The 17,191-nt window shown below is 44.9% G+C and carries 14 protein-coding genes; 6 read left to right on the top strand and 8 right to left on the bottom strand.

Annotation, left to right across the window (positions count from 1 at the left end):
* The first annotated feature begins 227 nt into the window (after positions 1 to 227).
* Complete coding sequence (locus tag MD535_RS21070; RefSeq protein ID WP_313897283.1) at positions 228 to 2,657, top strand: chitinase C-terminal domain-containing protein; 2,430 nt, start codon at positions 228 to 230, stop codon at positions 2,655 to 2,657.
* Between the two features lie 172 nt (positions 2,658 to 2,829).
* Here MD535_RS21070 and glgC read toward each other — a convergent pair whose 3' ends face one another.
* A complete protein-coding gene (glgC, locus tag MD535_RS21065) occupies positions 2,830 to 4,047 on the bottom strand; it encodes a glucose-1-phosphate adenylyltransferase (protein ID WP_265676995.1) in 1,218 nt (405 codons plus the stop codon).
* A 373-nt stretch (positions 4,048 to 4,420) separates the two neighbouring features.
* Between glgC and MD535_RS21060 the strand changes: the two genes are divergently transcribed.
* From MD535_RS21060 to MD535_RS21040, 5 genes are all read left to right on the top strand, one after another.
* Positions 4,421 to 5,113 carry an outer membrane lipoprotein-sorting protein gene (locus MD535_RS21060; protein ID WP_265677024.1) on the top strand — a complete coding sequence of 231 codons (693 nt, stop codon included), beginning with the start codon at positions 4,421 to 4,423 and terminating at the stop codon, positions 5,111 to 5,113.
* A 52-nt stretch (positions 5,114 to 5,165) separates the two neighbouring features.
* Positions 5,166 to 6,407, top strand: a complete 1,242-nt coding sequence (locus MD535_RS21055; protein ID WP_265676994.1) for an ABC transporter permease — start codon at positions 5,166 to 5,168, stop codon at positions 6,405 to 6,407.
* The gene (locus MD535_RS21050) at positions 6,397 to 7,632 is read left to right on the top strand and encodes an ABC transporter permease (protein ID WP_265676993.1); all 1,236 of its coding nucleotides are present in this window, start codon (positions 6,397 to 6,399) and stop codon (positions 7,630 to 7,632) included. Before MD535_RS21055 ends, MD535_RS21050 begins: the two co-directional genes overlap by 11 nt.
* Positions 7,633 to 7,730: 98 nt before the next feature.
* The gene (locus MD535_RS21045) at positions 7,731 to 8,423 is read left to right on the top strand and encodes an ABC transporter ATP-binding protein (protein WP_265676992.1); all 693 of its coding nucleotides are present in this window, start codon (positions 7,731 to 7,733) and stop codon (positions 8,421 to 8,423) included.
* A 72-nt stretch (positions 8,424 to 8,495) separates the two neighbouring features.
* Entirely contained in the window at positions 8,496 to 9,698 is a 1,203-nt protein-coding gene (locus MD535_RS21040) for a hypothetical protein (RefSeq protein WP_265677023.1), read from the top strand.
* Positions 9,699 to 9,768: 70 nt separating this feature from the next.
* Here the strand turns inward: MD535_RS21040 and idi are convergent, their stop codons facing one another.
* The 7 genes from idi to MD535_RS21005 form a co-directional block, all read right to left on the bottom strand.
* Complete coding sequence (gene idi / locus MD535_RS21035) at positions 9,769 to 10,320, bottom strand: isopentenyl-diphosphate Delta-isomerase (protein ID WP_265676991.1); 552 nt, start codon at positions 10,318 to 10,320, stop codon at positions 9,769 to 9,771.
* Positions 10,321 to 10,550: 230 nt separating this feature from the next.
* Positions 10,551 to 11,723 carry an MFS transporter gene (locus MD535_RS21030; protein WP_265676990.1) on the bottom strand — a complete coding sequence of 391 codons (1,173 nt, stop codon included), beginning with the start codon at positions 11,721 to 11,723 and terminating at the stop codon, positions 10,551 to 10,553.
* A 115-nt stretch (positions 11,724 to 11,838) separates the two neighbouring features.
* A complete protein-coding gene (locus tag MD535_RS21025; protein ID WP_265676989.1) occupies positions 11,839 to 12,357 on the bottom strand; it encodes a hypothetical protein in 519 nt (172 codons plus the stop codon).
* A 386-nt stretch (positions 12,358 to 12,743) separates the two neighbouring features.
* Positions 12,744 to 13,982, bottom strand: coding sequence for a quaternary amine ABC transporter ATP-binding protein (locus MD535_RS21020; RefSeq protein ID WP_265676988.1), 1,239 nt, complete (start codon positions 13,980 to 13,982; stop codon positions 12,744 to 12,746).
* Positions 13,982 to 14,875: an ABC transporter permease gene (locus tag MD535_RS21015; protein WP_250615964.1), complete on the bottom strand. Its 894-nt coding sequence runs from the start codon at positions 14,873 to 14,875 to the stop codon at positions 13,982 to 13,984. The genes MD535_RS21020 and MD535_RS21015 overlap by 1 nt, the downstream gene beginning before the upstream one ends.
* A 326-nt stretch (positions 14,876 to 15,201) precedes the next feature.
* On the bottom strand, positions 15,202 to 16,212 hold the full coding sequence (locus tag MD535_RS21010) for an ABC transporter substrate-binding protein (protein WP_265676987.1): 1,011 nt from the start codon (positions 16,210 to 16,212) through the stop codon (positions 15,202 to 15,204).
* Between the two features lie 91 nt (positions 16,213 to 16,303).
* Positions 16,304 to 17,185 (bottom strand): DMT family transporter, encoded by an 882-nt coding sequence (locus MD535_RS21005; RefSeq protein WP_265677021.1) that lies wholly within the window; start codon positions 17,183 to 17,185, stop codon positions 16,304 to 16,306.
* Between the last annotated feature and the right edge of the window lie 6 nt (positions 17,186 to 17,191).

Raw genomic sequence — 17,191 nt, 5'->3', positions numbered from 1 at the left:
GCAAAATAAGTGGTGTCGGTTTACATAGATTACGCATTTAATTGCGAGTCAAACGGGTTTTTTTGCCTACAAAACTCTCAATAAGAACGAAAAACGCACACTTTATTTTCTTCAAAGCTAAAGTGGATTTGGTTAATGTAAATGCCTTGTTAACAATCGTATTGCGCTTTAGGGATCGATAGCGATGGCAGAACCAGCACTAGACACTATCTAAGGAGAGAATGGTAATGGAATTCACTAATAGTATTAAACGTACGAGAAAGTGGGGAAAAGTCAGTATTTTAGCGGCTATCTGCTCGACTTCCTTCCACATGCAAGCGAATGCGGTACCGGTAGCAAACTCGGAATGTCGTCCGGATGGGCTCTATAAAACAGCGGGTATCGATGTGCCATATTGTACAGCGTATGATACTGAAGGGCGGGAAATTATGGGGGCGGATCACCCTAGACGTGTCATTGGTTACTTTACCAGTTGGCGTTCAGGCGATGACCCTCAATCCTCCTATTTAGTGAATGACATTCCTTGGGAGCAATTGACCCATATTAACTATGCATTTGTCAGTATTGGGTCTGATGGCAAGGTTAATGTTGGTGACGTTAACGATCCTAGCAATCCAGCAGTAAATAAAGAATGGCCAGGTGTAGAGGTCGACCCGGCTCTAGGTTTTAAAGGTCACTTTGGCGCTCTAGCAACCGCGAAAAAGAAACATGGCGTGAAAACACTGATCTCGATTGGTGGCTGGGCAGAGACTGGTGGTCATTTTGCCGCAGATGGTAGCCGAGTTGCTGATGGTGGATTTTATACCATGACGACGAATGCGGACGGGTCGATTAACCAACAGGGTATTGAGACCTTTGCGACTTCAGCCGTAGAAATGATGCGAACCTACCAGTTCGACGGGCTAGACATTGATTATGAGTACCCTACATCAATGGCAGGAGCAGGCAATCCAGATGATGTGGCTTTCTCGGAATCTCGACGTGCCTATTTAATGAACTCTTATCACGTGTTGATGAAAGTACTCCGTGAAAAATTGGATGCAGCTAGTGCGCAAGACGGCATTCACTATATGTTGACCATTGCAGCGCCATCCTCCGGCTATTTGTTGAGAGGAATGGAAACCATGGCCGTAACCAAGTATTTGGATTACGTCAACATCATGTCTTACGATTTACACGGCGCTTGGAATGATCATGTGGGTCATAATGCTGCCTTATATGATACGGGCAAAGATTCAGAGTTGGCTCAGTGGAATGTATATGGAACGGCTGCCTATGGTGGTATTGGGTATTTAAACACCGATTGGGCTTACCACTATTTCCGCGGTTCAATGCCAGCGGGTCGAATTAATATTGGCGTACCTTATTACACACGTGGTTGGCAAAATGTTACTGGCGGCACGGATGGACTTTGGGGGCGTGCACCGTTACCTAATCAAGCAGAATGTGCGGCTGGTACAGGTGAAGGTGAGAAGAACAATTGTGGCTATGGGGCATTAGGCATAGACAACATGTGGCACGATAAGGATGCCAATGGTGTCGAAATGGGGGCAGGTTCTAACCCTATGTGGCATGCAAAGAACTTAGAAAAAGGCATTATGGGTTCTTATGCAACCGCATACGGTTTAGATCCGGTTAATGATCCTGATGATGCTTTGTTTGGGAATTATACTCGTCACTATGACAGTGTCGCTGTCGCGCCATGGCTATGGAACGCAGATAAAAAAGTGTTCCTGTCGACAGAGGATGTTGATTCAATCAATGCCAAAGCGAACTACGTCATTGACAAAGAAATTGGTGGCATCATGTTCTGGGAGCTAGCGGGCGACTATAATTGCTACATCTTTGACGCAAACGGAAATCGTGGCGCGATCGATCTTACTGAACAAGCCTGTGCGTCGGGTAATGGTGAATACCATATGGGTAATAGCATGACTAAGGCAATGTACGATAAATTCCTTAGTGCGACACCTTATGGAAATAGCGTTGCCACTGGCGTAATACCAACGGAAGCGGTAGATATTTCTGTTTCCATTGGTGGCTTCAAAGTCGGTGACCAAAACTATCCAATCAACCCTAAAGTAACCTTTACCAATAACACAGGCAGCGATATACCGGGTGGCACTGAATTCCAATTCGATATTCCTGTATCTGCGCCGGATAACGCAAAAGATCAGTCTGGTGGCGGTCTTCAAGTCATTGCCTCTGGACATACTCGAGCAAATAATATCGGTGGGCTTGATGGGCCGATGCACCGCGTGGCCTTTACGCTACCAAGTTGGAAAAACTTACCCGCTGGTGCGACGTATGAGCTAGATATGGTTTACTACTTACCTATTTCTGGCCCAGCCAACTATACGGTTAACGTGAATGGTGTGGATTATGCGTTTGCATTTGAACAACCAGATTTACCACTAGGTGATTTGACGACTGGTGGTGGTAATAACGGTGGCGGTAATGGCGGAACGCCGGGCACGTGTAACTCTACGGGGGTTAACGCTTACCCTAACTTCCCGCAAACGGATTGGCAAGGAAACCCGAGTCATGCCAGTGGTGGAGATCAGATGAGTCACAATGGGGTGGTGTACAAAGCAAAATGGTGGACCAATTCTGTACCTGGCAGTGATGGTAGTTGGGAAGAAGTGTGTACTTTGTAATACAGAGCGACGCATGACGTAACATATATCATGTGAAATGAAATTAACGAATAAGCCCGCCTGACTCTATTGCTCTGGCGGGCTTTGTGTTAGACGGGCGTTCCAATAAATATAAATGGGTTTAAATCGGCTTAAATAGATATAAGTCGGCTTAAATAGATATAAGTCGATATTAGGAAAATTGGTAGCCTTCTGGAACGACCACAATACCTTTACTGGAAATAGTAAATCGAGCCGCATCTTCGACTGGGTTCTGACCAATAACCGTGCCATCGGGGATGAGGACATGCTTGTCAATAATGCACCCCTGAAGTTGGCACTGCTCACCGACGCTCACACCATCAAATAGAATGCTATCGGCAACGGTGGCACCATCATTAATTCTGACATTCGACGACAATACCGAACGGTGCACCGAGCCCCCTGAGTTCACTACACCGTTTGAAATAATGGAGTTGATGAAAATACCTTCGTTGCCTGTTGCGGAGGAGACGGTTCGAGCGGGTGGCAGTTGTGGCTCATAAGTTCGTATTCCCCAGTTTTTTTGGTACAAATTCATGGGGGGAACGGGCTCAAGTAAATCCATGTTTGCTTCATAAAATGAGTCGATTGTGCCGACATCTCGCCAGTAGCAGTCTTTTGCGACTCGACCTGTCTCTTCCCCAAAATGGTAGGCGTAGACTCCTGAACTATCAATGAGTTTAGGGATTAAGTCATGACCAAAATCGTGGCTAGAGGATTCTAATTCCGCATCTTGATGAAGCGCATCTTGCAGTGTTTTCATAGTAAAGACATAAATGCCCATCGACACTAAAGACTTGGATGGGTCACTGAGCATCGACGCGGGATCATCGGGTTTTTCTTTAAAATTAATTACTTGTTGCTTGTCATTGGTTTCAATAACACCGAAGGCGGAGGCTTCTTCTCTTGGTACATCCATGCAAGCGATGGTCAGTTCGGCGCCAGTTTGCTTATGAGCATCAATCATCGCGGCATAATCCATGCGGTAGATGTGATCGCCAGATAGCACAACGACATGTTCGGCCTCACTACGCGATAGTAACCACATGTTGTGATAGATAGCATCAGCCGTGCCTTCATACCATTTTCCTCCTTTACGCATTTGCGGAGGAACGACGGTGATGAACTCTTTGAGTTCAGGGTTGAATATCGACCAACCATCTCGAATGTGTTTATGAAGGGAGTGTGACTTATATTGAGTCAGTACCAATATTTGTCTTAGTCCAGAATGGAGACAATTGGTTAGGGTGAAATCAATAATTCGATATTTTCCGCCGAATGGCACCGCCGGTTTTGCTCGGTCATCGGTAAGGGGGCTAAGGCGTGACCCCATTCCGCCTGCGAGAACGATCGTGAGAATATCTTGCATGTTGACTCTCCTGTTTGGTGCACGAGTGATTGACTATGGAGTTAACCTTACAAGAATTGAGCCAGTAATTAAGTAACTGATTGTTGGTTGATATTCATGATTTCATTCAGTGTTTGCACCATATTGAACTGGGGTGGAATGCGCCTGCACTTATGTGGTGCGAACGTTGTCGAGATACAGGGCGACACACAATTCTGGTGGTATTAAAAACAGGTAGTGGCGATGATCACAACTATTACCATATGAAATTGCTATAGTTTACACAATGTAATGCGACGACTATTTTGGCGCGATGACGATATAGAGGTAAGTATCGATGAGGTTGATGGCTCATATCCTATTTTTGGCTTTTTATTTGCCTAGCACTGCGCTAATGGCTCAAACCCCAACTGAGATAATCGAGCAATCTGATCAATCTATGCGCGGTGATGCCAGTTATTCAGAACTCACGATGAGGATCATTCGACCAGAGTGGACGCGTAGTATGAGCATGAAGAGCTGGACTAAAAATCAGGCCTTGTCACTAGTGTTAGTGACTGCGCCGGCAAAGGATAAGGGCTCAGCGTCGCTAAAACGTGATCGCGAAATGTGGAACTGGATTCCAAACATCGAGCGAGTAATTAAAATAGCCCCTTCAATGCTGGGGCAATCTTGGATGGGATCGGATTTTACCAACGACGATCTCATCAACCAATCGTCAATTGTGGTGGACTATACCCATGAGCTAGTGGGTGAAGAAAGTTTCGATGGTGTGAATACGTGGGTGATTGATGCGGTCGCTAAGCCTGATGCACCTGTTGTCTGGAGCAAAGTGAGGCTTTGGATCTCACAAACCTCTTATTTACAGCGCAAAGCGGAATTTCATGATGAGTTTGATGAAAAAGTCAGCACGATGCAGAGTTTTGATGTTAAGACGTTAGGTAATCGAATGGTTGCGACACGTATGGAAATGGTACCCGCGGATAAACCAGGTCATAAGACCGAAATGATTACCCATGCAGCACAATTTGATTTTGCTATTGAAGACGGCTTTTTCTCACAAAGCCAAATGAAAACCTTGCGATAATCGTTGTCACTTAGGCCGTGGTTGATGCGAAACAGTAACAAAAGGGGACTCAATGCTGGTTAAGCTTGCATGGCGTAATCTATGGCGACAAAAAAGAAGAACGATATTGACGGCTGCTGCACTCGCGCTCGCGCTTTGCCTGTCTTTGCTGACGCGCAGCTTTCAGGAAGGGAGTTATAATGCCAATATCGATAACGCAGCACGTTTTTATACTGGGTTGATTCAGTTACAAGATCCTGATTACGCAGACAATGCGAGTATTGATGATCTATTGTCCGCTAATTTGGATGATTTTGCTTACCTTAAGTCTGAACCATCCATCGAATATATCCTACCAAGGTTGGAAAGTGTCGCATTGGCAGCGGCGGGTGAACGTTCAAAAGGGGTTATGGTGTTGGGTGTAAACCCCGAACTGGAAGATCGTTACTCTGGCGTGAGTGAAAAGGTTTCTCAAGGACGTTTTCGTTTTGATAGTGACTCCCTAAAAGGTAGCAGTGTACTCATTGGTGAAGGGCTGGCCAAATATCTACGATTAGAGGTGGGTGACGAAATAATATTGTATGGTCAAGGCTACCAAGGTCAGACAGCTTCGGGTCTTTACACTGTAAATGGGCTCCTTAAATTTCCGGTAATGAGTTTGGATAATCGGCTCGTTTATATGCCAATAAGCGAGGCGCAGCGTTTATACAGTACCGGAAACCAACTGACATCTTGGGTTTTACACACACAAACACTTAGCGACGTTGATTCGGTAGAAGCATCATTAACAGATCATTTTGGTGATGACATTCGAATAAGAGATTGGAAAGATCTTTCACCAGAAATGGCGCAACAAATAGAGATGGATCGAGCTGGCGGTATTTTTCTCATCTACTTGCTTTATGGCATTGTCGGCTTTGGTTTGTTTGCGACGGTCATGATGATGACATTGGAGCGCCAACGAGAGTTTGCGGTTATGTTAGCGGCCGGCATGAGCCGAGGAAAGTTGGTGTCTTTGTTATTTATTGAATCAAGCTTTATTTGTATTTTAGGGATTGCGCTTGGTATCGCCGTCGCCATGCCAATTCTTGGCTATTTCTATTTTAATCCTATTCATATCACTGGCGAGGCCGCTAAGGTCATGCTGGAAGCTGGATTTGAACCTATTCTTCCCGTCTATCTTAACTTGGGGCTTATTATTAATCAGGCGCTTGCGGTCACACTAATGTTACTCATTTGTCTAATCGGTCCAACTTGGAAAGTGCTACGCCTTAACCTGGTTAGTGCGTTAAAAGGAGGTGGTCATGATCATTAAATTGGCGTGGCGAAACCTTTGGAGAAATAAACTACGAACCAGCATCATGCTCGGGGCAATGGTGTTTGGTTTGACTGGTGTTATTACTATGATGGGCTTTATGAATGGGCTTGTCGATAACATGGTACACAACGCTATTGCTTGGCAAACCAGTCACTTACAGATTCAAAATAAGCAGTTTAAAGAAAATTCGGATATTAATGCCTACGTGGTTGATGCTCAAGCGATCGCGGAACGTTTAGATAATCAACCCGACGTATTGAAATGGAGATCCCGCTTTTTAATTGATGGGATGATAGCGTCTGCCCGCAGTACACGGGGTGTTCGAATTGTCGGTGTCGATCCCGAGGTAGAAGCGAGTTTTACCCCACTATCCCAACATATTATTGACGGCTCGTGGTTTGATGGAACAGGGCGGCACCCGATCTTAGTATCACAGAAGAGCGCCGAACGATTAAAGCTAAGAGTAGGCTCGAAAGTCGTTTTGACATTAACCGACCAATTTGGGGAGGTCACGGGCGCGGCCTTTCGGGTTAAAGGTATCTTCAAAACACCATCTACGAATTATGATGAGGGCAATGTTCTCGTTCAGAAGTCCGACATCCAACAGATAACGCACCTTTACGAAGTGCATGAGTTCTCTATTTTAGCCTCTGCTGAACTGGGCGCAGACAGTCGCCTATCCATCGCAACATTGGTGACTAAAATCAACGCTTTACTGTCGCCAGATAATGAAGCCCGAGCATGGTTTGATATACAGCCATTACTTGCGTCAATGATGGCAACCATGGATGTGAGCAATCAAGTGATGCTGATTGTGTTTGTTGTCGCAATGGGGTTTGGCATTATCAATATTATGCTGATGTCAGTGTTTGAACGCACTCAAGAGTTTGGTGTATTGATGGCCGTCGGTATGCCTAAGTTTAAGATTTTTATGCTAATAATTTCAGAGACATTGTTTTTGGGCTGTGTGGGGGCGGTACTAGGTGTGTTTAGCAGTGTACTCGTTATTGGGGTATTGAACGTCACCGGAATTTCCCTTGGTTCACATTCAGACGGTCTTGGAGTATATGGCGTAGATACGGTTTTATATCCTCAGGTCAGTGTGGACCAGTACTTAATGGTGCTTATTACGGTTCTGTTTGCGTCTAGCATCGCAGCGCTGTATCCAGCAAGGCAAATTTTGAAGCAACGACCCGTAGAAGCTATGGCAGAGAGAAATTAGTAATGGGATTCCTTAGCGAACAAATCGGATTTTTGCGTATGACTTTTCAATTTATGGTGTGGAATGCCATGATTTATCGAGTAGTGGGTGTTTAAGTTATGACAATATCAATGAGCGCTTTGACCAAGATTTATAATGCAGATAGTGAATTTCCAGTTCATGCCGTGCAAGCGCTGTCTCTGACGATCGAACCGGGTGAGTTTGTCGCGATTATGGGGCCTTCAGGCTCAGGAAAAACCACCATACTTAACATGATAGGCGGTATTGATGAGCCAACGTCAGGTCAGATTATCATTGATGGGCAAGATATTGTTGGGTTATCTGAGAAGCAACGTATTGCATTTCGACGTGATCATATTGGTTTCATTTTTCAAGACTACAGCTTGCTGCCGGTATTGACGGCGATGGAGAATGTAGAGTTTGTTATGCAATTACAAGGCGTAGAAGAGGGTAAATGTCGTCGACGTGCTAATGAATTACTGGATCAGGTTGGACTATCGAATCAAAAGCATAAACGTCCAGCAAAAATGTCGGGTGGGCAGCAGCAACGAGTGGCCGTTGCGCGTGCGCTTGCGTCTAAGCCCCGATTTGTAATGGCGGATGAGCCAACAGCAAATCTAGATGCAAAAAGCACGAGTGAACTGTTAGACATTATGCAAAAGCTAAATGAAGGAGAGGGGACCACATTTATCTTTTCTACTCATGACCCTCGAGTCATTAAGAGAGCAAAACGAGTGATTGTGTTTGAAGACGGGCAACTCGTGTCAGACACGTTGCAAAGTGGTCAATAATAGTATGTTGTTAATCGTCAGTTTAACGATCTACCCATACCTCACGGCACAAGCAGGCGTAATGATTCAATGATGCTAAAGAAATTAGTAACGACCATTTTTATTGTGGGTGCAGCCTGCTACATGATAAAGGTCAAAGCGGAGATCCCAGGGCTCGTGCCGGAGAGTAACTGGGATCTAGGGGGGTACGTTAAATATATGGCAACGGGGTTGGTACCTGATCATAGTGATAACGCATTGGATCACCTTATTCATCAACGCTTTAACTATGAGTACCGCTTTACTCCGTCATTTCGTTTTAATGCGGGGATGCGTAATAGAGTACTGATGGGAGACAGTGTGTCGTTGCCCTATTATTCACAAGTGACAGAGTGGGATGCCGGGTATTTTGATCTATCACGTAATATTGTGGATAACGACAAGGTTATCGTAAATAGCCAATTTGACCGCTTGTATTTGGATTGGCAGGGAGAGGAGTGGCGCTCTCGTGTTGGGCGCTATCGTATTAATTGGGCGATGAATACGATATGGAATCCAAACGATCTGTACAATGCGTATTCAATCTATGACTTTGACTATGAGGAAAAATCAGGAACCGACGCTATTTCGATTAGCCGCAAGCTAGGCTTTGCCAGTAGTTTAGATGTGGTTTACAGCCCAAGTAAAGACAGTAACTTACAGCGCTATTCCGCCCGTTATCTCTTTAATCTTCAAGGTTGGGATGTGCAAACTTTGCTAGGACGTTCGGGGGTGGATAATGTGATCGGTGCAGGTTTTGCCGGGGACATCAAAGGCGCAGGTATTCGAGGTGAGTTGACTTGGTTTGATCCTTGGTTGAAGGATTATCAACCCCAAACTTACCAGCAACCTCAAGCTTACAAGCAAACTCTAGTGTCTAGCGTTGAAGCGGATTATAGTTTTGGCGGGCAACGTAATTGGCTTGCTCGGGCTTCCGTCCTATATATTAGTGAGCCTCAACAGACGTTTGATGCCGCGACGTATTTAACCTTACCATTAACGGCAAGAACACTTAGTTTTACTCGCTATACGGGGTATGCCGATGTGAGCTTTGATCTGTCACCGCTGAGTCAGTTCACGGCATCAGCAAGTTACTATCAAGACGGGTCGTACTTTGTTGGCTTATCTAACCGATATTCATTAGCCGAAGATTGGCAATTGCTTACCGTAGTGCAAAGATTTGATGGTAGCGCAGAGAGCTTGTTTGGCAAAACGCCCTCTACACTGTTGTTTGCTAACATAAAATGGTCATTTTAAAGGTAGTAGTAAACCGTTACCCTAACGTGTTTAGCTGTTTAGCTGTTTAGCTGTTTAGCTGTTTAGCTGTTTAGCTGTTTAGCTCTAGGTTATGGATATGCTGTTTCACTTTGTTATAAACGAGGGTAAACCAAGCGGTAAACTCATCGCGATGAGTATGTAAATTAGCGTCGAGCTCGTCTTCTTTCCACCATTTGCAGTCGCTGGCTTCATCGGGGTTTAAGCGGGTGCTAATGTCATCAATATTAGCAATCACCACATGGTCGAGCTCGTTTTCCGTTAAACCATTAGAAAATTTGGCGCAGTAACTAATGCACCCAATCTCTTCAAGATTGAGTTTATCTTCAATGCCCATTTCTTCATAAAGGCGTCGAGAGGACGCTTGTGTGATTTTTTCGTCTGGACGCGGGTGAGAACAGCAGGTATTGGTCCACAGACCACCACTATGGTATTTGTTTAGCGCTCGTTTTTGCAGTAGATATTCAAACCCATCGCTGGTTTTACGATAAAGCAATACGGAAAACGCCAAATGCCTTAGGCCTAATCGATGAGCGTTTAACTTTTCTTCTACACCAATTTGATTGCCTAATCGATCTACAATGATCACTACATCGTCATACATATCGTTTGCCTTATCGCTTTATATAAAGTGAGCAAAGCTCCAAGCCTTGTTTACTTGTAAAGATAGCTCACGATGCTCCTTTCGCGAGTGGCGGCGACTATAGCATAATTCTATTTCAAGAACGCCAGTTAAAAAAAGCGTAGTGTTGACGATGTTCAGAAGAATCTAATGCGGTAGCTAACCAATGTGGTGATTGGCTAGGTGGGTGTTAAGACATGGCTGGTGGACTGTTAGACCTTCTTGACGGAAAAATTAAGAAGCATAAGCAGCGCTATTGGAAATAGAGAAGCAATTAGCATCCACGTCCAGCCTTGGGAGAACAGCACAATACCAGCGCCTAGCGATCCGGCTGCCTGGAAAGTGGTAATGGAAAAGTCATTCACCGCTTGGACTTTAAAGCGTTCATGTGGTTGATAAGTTTGTGGTAATAAGCTTGTGCCACCGATAAACAAAAAATTCCAGCCTATTCCCAAAGCAACCAGTGCCCACCAGTAATGATGGACAGAATGACCGGCTAAGCCAACAACAATACAGCCAAGAAAGACCACGCAGCCAACTGTGATCAGTTTATAGAGACCGATACGCTTAATAATGAGTGGTGTGATTAAAGACGGAAGGTACATCGCCATAACGTGGCTCTGAATAACCCACTTTGCATTTTGAATATCGTGTCCATGTTCAGACATTGCTAAAGGTGTGGCTGTCATCAAAAATGCCATCACCGCGTAGGCCGTTAGCCCTGAACCGATCGCTAGCCATAATATAGGCTGTTGAAAAAGTTGTGGTATGGTTCGAACTGGTCCTGAATTGCTATCGGTTTCTCTAACGTCGAGTGGCTTCATCGCGACAGCTAAAATACACGCCCCCACCGCTTCAAGTATCCCTAATGCAACATAGGCATTGGCATATTCCGAGTCAAATATTGCCACCATTTGCCCCAAATTTAACAGTTCTGGACCTAACCATGCGGCGGCGATTCCGCCGACTAACACTAAGCTAATTACCGATGGATGTTGAGAAGGGGTTTGACAACTTTCTATAGCGGCAAAGCGATATTGCCCCACATAGGAGAGCTGGGTGCCCAGGATAAAAGTGCTGAGTGTGAAGCCCCAAAAGTGACCTTGTTCAATGTTCCAACTAGCAAAAAAAGCAGCGAGACTGCTAACGATTGCAGCAATAATAAAAGCATTTTTCCGGCCGATAAGTCGTTGAATTTTTGCCGCGGGGAAAACATTGAGCGAGACACCAAGGATCAACGTGGTGACAGGAAGCGTAGCATAAGCAGGGGAGTCGTGCAGGGATGCACCAATAATACCACCAAGAAACACATTTAATGCGCCGACCGATAACACAAACGGTTGAACGGTAGCAAGTAACCAGGCATTCCATGGCAGGTTTTTCATTCAGTCGTATCCGGAATAGAAGCTAAGATACTGACTGTTGTACAAGAAATATCTATAAAATGAAAGAGAAAGGCCTAGATAGTTGAATATCAAGGCCTTATTAAGCTGTTAGCTGTTAGCTGTTAGCTGCTTGCAGTTCTGCCTTAGCTTGTTTTTTAGCTAGGAACTTAGCGATAACAGTCACACCAGCAATGTACATTGCGCCGCCTAGAAGGCCTGTTGCCATCCATGAGAAGCCATGCTCAACAACGTGATCTTTGTGTAGGATACACATAACCACGTAAGCAAAGGTAATGTAACTAAACGCAAAGTGCGCAACAGGTCCTAGACCAATAGTAATAAGAACAACGCCACCTACATAGATGTAAAATGCGTTTAGACCACCTACATATGGTGCTAGCGCGCCAAGAACAGAAGGAATAAGCATACCCATTGCAATACCAGCGATGCCAGCTGCGAAGATGTTCTTTAATTTGCTCAAATCGAATTTCGCTTCAAAGAAGAAGATTAGCGCAAGGAAAGCAGGCCATTTGTCGTGAATACCAAACTCTTGAAGAATGGCGGTGCCCGCGACAATCCAAAGTGTGAGTAGGACAGTTTTTGTAATATGTGCAGAATTGAATACTTGATTCATGTTCAGGTTCTCTGTAGGGAGTGAAGTAAAACGGTTTGGGCGCGCATTCTATAGACACATGGATTTCAGGTCACTAGGGGGCGTGAGGCAACTATCTGAATTATAGGGATAAGCGGCTGTACGGTATCGATTGTGTTTATTGGTGTGCAAAATATAAGCGGTGGTATTTAGGTGTCAGATATGAAGGTGGGCAAAATTGCACTTGGTGCATTATATAGTGGCTGGGCATACTATTTTTTGTGTTGATGGTGTGGGATTGGTGTATTTTTTAGGGGTATGTTTAGTGAAGGTTTCGGTGGCAAACGAATAACGCTTAATCACAACCAAAAAGGTGTGATTAAGCGTTATATGTAGGGAGTTCTCAAGGCTCAGTATCAGCGCTGCGATTATGCAGCGTTATTCTTTACCGCAGACGGTTTCTCTTCATCGCCTGATTGAGAGGTATCACTTAACACATCGGCAAGTGTTGATTTTGAAAGGTGACCTTGTAAGTCGCCGTTGTCGTCGACAACAGGCAGTGGATGATCACTGTCTAGTGTTTCAGGTATAACGGCTTCAAGTAGCGCATCACTTTGAACGGCAGGGACATCGTCAAGCATCTGAGACGGGATTTCTTTGTGATAATCTTTTTGCTCGACTTGGTCTAACGTTTCTTGCGTGATGACACCTTGGTAACCATCATCGTTGACGACGTAACCATAATCTTCTGACGATCGACGCATTTGTGCAATGGCTTCACCCAGAGTTTCTGCGGTAATACGAGCAATAGGCGGTTGCATGACGGTTTCAACGGTCAGTGCCCTTGCTCGATTGACGTCTTTTACGAAGGCTTCAACGTAATCATCGGCCGGGTTTAACAAGATATCTACTGGCTTATCTTGCTGGACGACAACACCATCACGAAGAATGGCAATGCGATCACCAATTCGTAGTGCTTCATCCAAATCATGGGTAATAAAGATGATGGTCTTATGCAGCTTCTCTTGCAGTTCAATCAGTTGATCTTGCATTTCACTTCGAATTAACGGGTCGAGTGCAGAAAAGGCTTCATCCATTAGCAAAATATCGGCGTCAGTACATAGTGCTCGAGCTAGCCCGACACGTTGCTGTTGTCCACCTGAGAGTTGGCTAGGGTATTGTTGCTCATACCCATCAAGCCCTACGGTTTTAATCCATTCTCCCGCTTTTGCGTAACGGTCTTCTTTACTTAAACCTTGAATTTGCAACCCATAAGCGACGTTGTCGATAACGGTTTTGTGCGGGAGTAGCCCGAAACGCTGGAATACCATCGACATTTTATGGCGTCTGAAGTCACGTAGCTCTTGGTTAGAGAGTTTCATCACATCAGAGCCATCGACGATGATTTCGCCTTCTGATGGGTCTATGAGGCGGTTAAAGTGACGAATCATCGTCGACTTACCTGAACCCGATAATCCCATAATAACGAATATCTCACCGGGATAAATATCAAGATTAATATTTTGCAGCCCAAGGGTATGACCGGTTCTAGCAAGAAGATCATCTTTGCTTTCGCCGTCTTTCACCGCTTGCAAGTAGGATTTGTCTTTCGGCCCGAAGATCTTGTACAGATTTTTGATCTGAATAATAGGTTGAGGCTGAGTCATTAGTCTCGTCCTCCTAAATGTGCTTGCGTACGCTTAGCATAGCTTTGCGAGACGCGGTCAAAGATAATAGCCAGGGCTACGATAGCAAGGCCGTTTAGAAGACCAAGAGTAAAGTATTGGTTAGTAATAGACTTAAGTACTGGTTGACCTAGCCCTTTCACGCCAATCATGGATGCAATGACCACCATTGCTAGCGCCATCATAATTGTTTGGTTAATGCCTGCCATAATGTTTGGCATGGCAAGTGGTACCTGTACCCCAAATAAACGCTGCATCGGACTGGCGCCATAGGCCGTGGAGGCTTCTAACACATCTTTATCCACTAAGCGTATTCCAAGGTCGGTTAAACGGATAACCGGTGGAATGGCATAGATAACAACGGCAATAACACCCGGAATTTTACCTATGCCCAGTAGCATAACCACAGGTATAAGATAAACGAAGGCGGGCATGGTTTGCATGATATCAAGAATCGGGGTGATGACCGCTCGTGCTTTTTTCGATTGTGCCATCAGTATTCCGGTAGGGATGCCCAGCGCAATGGCGACGAAGGTTGAGACGAGAATAATACTCATGGTTCGCATGGTATTGTCCCACATACCAAAGAAACCAATTAAAAAGAAGGCGACGGCAACAGAAAGGGTGAGTTTCCATGAGCGGCTGGCAACAAAAGCCAGACCTGCCAAGATGCCAATAATGAGCCACCAAGGGCTACTTAGTAGCAGTTTTTCAAACCATATGAGGAAGCTTAGAAGCGGATCGAATAGGGATTCAATCGTGTCTCCGTATTCTCTGGAGAACTCTCTATACGCACCATCAAGTGTTTTTCGTATATCGAGTAGTTGTTTTCTATCAAGTTGAGGAATTTCACTCAACCAGCTGGCATCGGACATCTGTCACTCCTTGACCACTTATGCCACTATTTTTTGCCGTTTTAATGCGTCACCACAAAGGTTTGTCATTGGTCACCTTTCAAAGGATAACCATGGCTCAATAGCAAAAAAGGTCGCTTGATATAGCATCTTTGCCTAAAACGAAAAGGTGAAGAATTACGCTAATCCAAAGGCGACCATACTTATCGTTGTTATAAAGAGAGCATTGATCTTCACGTGTCACACTCGTCAATGATCAATGCTCGTTCGCCGCAACAGAGAGTCGCTATTTTCGAACTAAAAATGCGTTCGGATTACTCTCTGTTCGAATTGTAAATACGCTTGAATTACAATGCGTCGATAGCAGCTTGCACTTTAGCGGCAACATCAGCAGGTAACCAAGCAGCCCATGTATCTTTGTACTCTTTCATGAAATGTTCAGCGGCAAATTCACCGTCAGCTTGCTCATCTTCCATCCAAGCAAGTAAACCATTCATCTGTTCATTACTGAACTCACGTTTAGCGAAGTATTCCATCGCGGCAGGCGAATTCTCTGCAAATGACGTTGTCACAACGGTTTCAACAACTGAAGGTGGGTACATCGTCGCTTTTGGTGTTAAACAGTCTTCATTGGTAATGCACTCTTTAAAGTGCTCAGCATCAACGCCGCTACCAAAGTCGACTTTAACCATTTTGTATTTACCTAATACTGCAGTCGGTGCCCAGTAGTAGCCAAACCACGCTTCTTCACGCTCGTAAGCTTTAGCGATTGAACCAGACAAGCCCGCACCTGACCCTGGGTCAATGACTTCAAATCCAGCGTCTTCTAAGTTAAGTGCAGTAAATAGATTGCCTGCTGAAATTTGGCAGTTCCAGCCTGCTGGACAGGAATAAAAGCCTGACTTAGCTGGATCTTCTGGGTGGCTGAAGAGCTTAGCATTAGCGATCACGCCTTCAATAGTGCCAAGCGAAGGATCTTTTTCGACCATATAAGCGGGGACCCAATAGCCTTCTTCGCCGCCATCAGAAAGTGTTGTGCCTGCGTATTGAATACGGCCTTCTTTTACACCCGCATCCAGTGCTTCACGCATGGAGTTACTCCAAAACTCTGGCGCAATATCTGGCTGTCCTTTTGAAATCATGGATGCGCCAGTTGGCATGGTATCGCCAGGAACAAGTTCTGTTGGGCAGTCATAACCATTTTCTAGGATAAACTTATCGATGTTGGCAATGAGAGTGGCAGAGTTCCAGTTCATGTCAGCGATGGTGACGGGTTCACATTCACTAGCAGAGACAGTTTGGAGGGATGAAGCGACGAACAGTGAAGAGATTAGCAATTTCCTTGCAAGGTGTTTCATAATGATTTTCCATATCAGGGTTCACGATTAAGTATATGAAATATGAAAAAATATTACAAACCTCATTCACATTCTGTTCACACCTAGATCACTAATTGTCAATTAATGTTGATTTAATATGCGATCGGTTGCGTCTTTTTTCTCGCTTAGTGAGCCAAATAATAGGCACGACGATCATCAAGGTTCCAATTGCCATAAAAATATCGGGCACTTCCCCAAACCATAATAGACCAACAGCCACAGCGCCAATCAGTCCGCTGTATTCCGCACTGGCGATTTTATTGCTGTCTACGGCACGATACGTCAACACGCACGTCGCGGCGTATATCAAAATAAAAGTACTTGAAGCTGCTGCGGTAGGAAAAGCGCTCCAGTCCCAAGTATCCCCCTCCATATACACTAGGCATAAGGATACTGGGATGCCAACTAGGTTGGTAATGAGTAGCGTATGCACGACCGATTGTTCCTTGGGCAATTTACGAATAAGTAAATTGTTCACGGCAATAGTGAGTGCGACCACCAAAGCGGCAAGGGCGGCAAAATCGATTTGATCGGGTCGAATAATCACCAATACGCCAGCAAAGCCCATGATTGCGGCAGCGATGGTTTGAGAGGAGAGTTTTTCGCCAAAGAATAGGGCAGCCAGTGGCAGCATCATTAAAGGTGCCGCGTAGAAAATCGCGTTGGCGGTGGCTAAAGGCATGGACGAGATGGCGTAAACCATGAATACCGCACCAAATAGCCAGACATGTGCTCGAACAATGTGCCATTTAAGTCCGGCAGTGAGATTTTTGGGTTTACTAAGCGCAAAAAGAGGCAATAAAAGCAATACCGCAGAGATTTGACGGAAAAAAACAAACTGGAAGACGGCAACATCATTACCGACACTCTTAATCATCGCGTCAGACAAAATCGCAATTTGGTTTCCAAAAACAAGCAATAACATTGCGGTGGTGACTGACATCGCTCTCATAAAATT

This window comes from Vibrio qingdaonensis, assembly GCF_026191675.1.
In the GTDB taxonomy this organism is placed as follows: Bacteria; Pseudomonadota; Gammaproteobacteria; order Enterobacterales; family Vibrionaceae; genus Vibrio; species Vibrio qingdaonensis.
Note: the sequence above shows the minus strand (reverse complement) of the source record. Positions and strands in the feature narration are given on the sequence as shown.

Coding starts and splice junctions, on each gene's coding strand:
- MD535_RS21005 (WP_265677021.1), bottom strand. CDS start 17,185: ATGAGAGCGATGTCAGTCACCACCGCAATGTTATTGCTTGTTTTTGGA.
- MD535_RS21020 (WP_265676988.1), bottom strand. CDS start 13,982: ATGACTCAGCCTCAACCTATTATTCAGATCAAAAATCTGTACAAGATC.
- MD535_RS21025 (WP_265676989.1), bottom strand. CDS start 12,357: ATGAATCAAGTATTCAATTCTGCACATATTACAAAAACTGTCCTACTC.
- MD535_RS21015 (WP_250615964.1), bottom strand. CDS start 14,875: ATGTCCGATGCCAGCTGGTTGAGTGAAATTCCTCAACTTGATAGAAAA.
- idi (WP_265676991.1), bottom strand. CDS start 10,320: ATGTATGACGATGTAGTGATCATTGTAGATCGATTAGGCAATCAAATT.
- MD535_RS21040 (WP_265677023.1), top strand. CDS start 8,496: ATGCTAAAGAAATTAGTAACGACCATTTTTATTGTGGGTGCAGCCTGC.
- MD535_RS21070 (WP_313897283.1), top strand. CDS start 228: ATGGAATTCACTAATAGTATTAAACGTACGAGAAAGTGGGGAAAAGTC.
- MD535_RS21030 (WP_265676990.1), bottom strand. CDS start 11,723: ATGAAAAACCTGCCATGGAATGCCTGGTTACTTGCTACCGTTCAACCG.
- MD535_RS21045 (WP_265676992.1), top strand. CDS start 7,731: ATGACAATATCAATGAGCGCTTTGACCAAGATTTATAATGCAGATAGT.
- MD535_RS21050 (WP_265676993.1), top strand. CDS start 6,397: ATGATCATTAAATTGGCGTGGCGAAACCTTTGGAGAAATAAACTACGA.
- glgC (WP_265676995.1), bottom strand. CDS start 4,047: ATGCAAGATATTCTCACGATCGTTCTCGCAGGCGGAATGGGGTCACGC.
- MD535_RS21055 (WP_265676994.1), top strand. CDS start 5,166: ATGCTGGTTAAGCTTGCATGGCGTAATCTATGGCGACAAAAAAGAAGA.
- MD535_RS21010 (WP_265676987.1), bottom strand. CDS start 16,212: ATGAAACACCTTGCAAGGAAATTGCTAATCTCTTCACTGTTCGTCGCT.
- MD535_RS21060 (WP_265677024.1), top strand. CDS start 4,421: ATGGCTCAAACCCCAACTGAGATAATCGAGCAATCTGATCAATCTATG.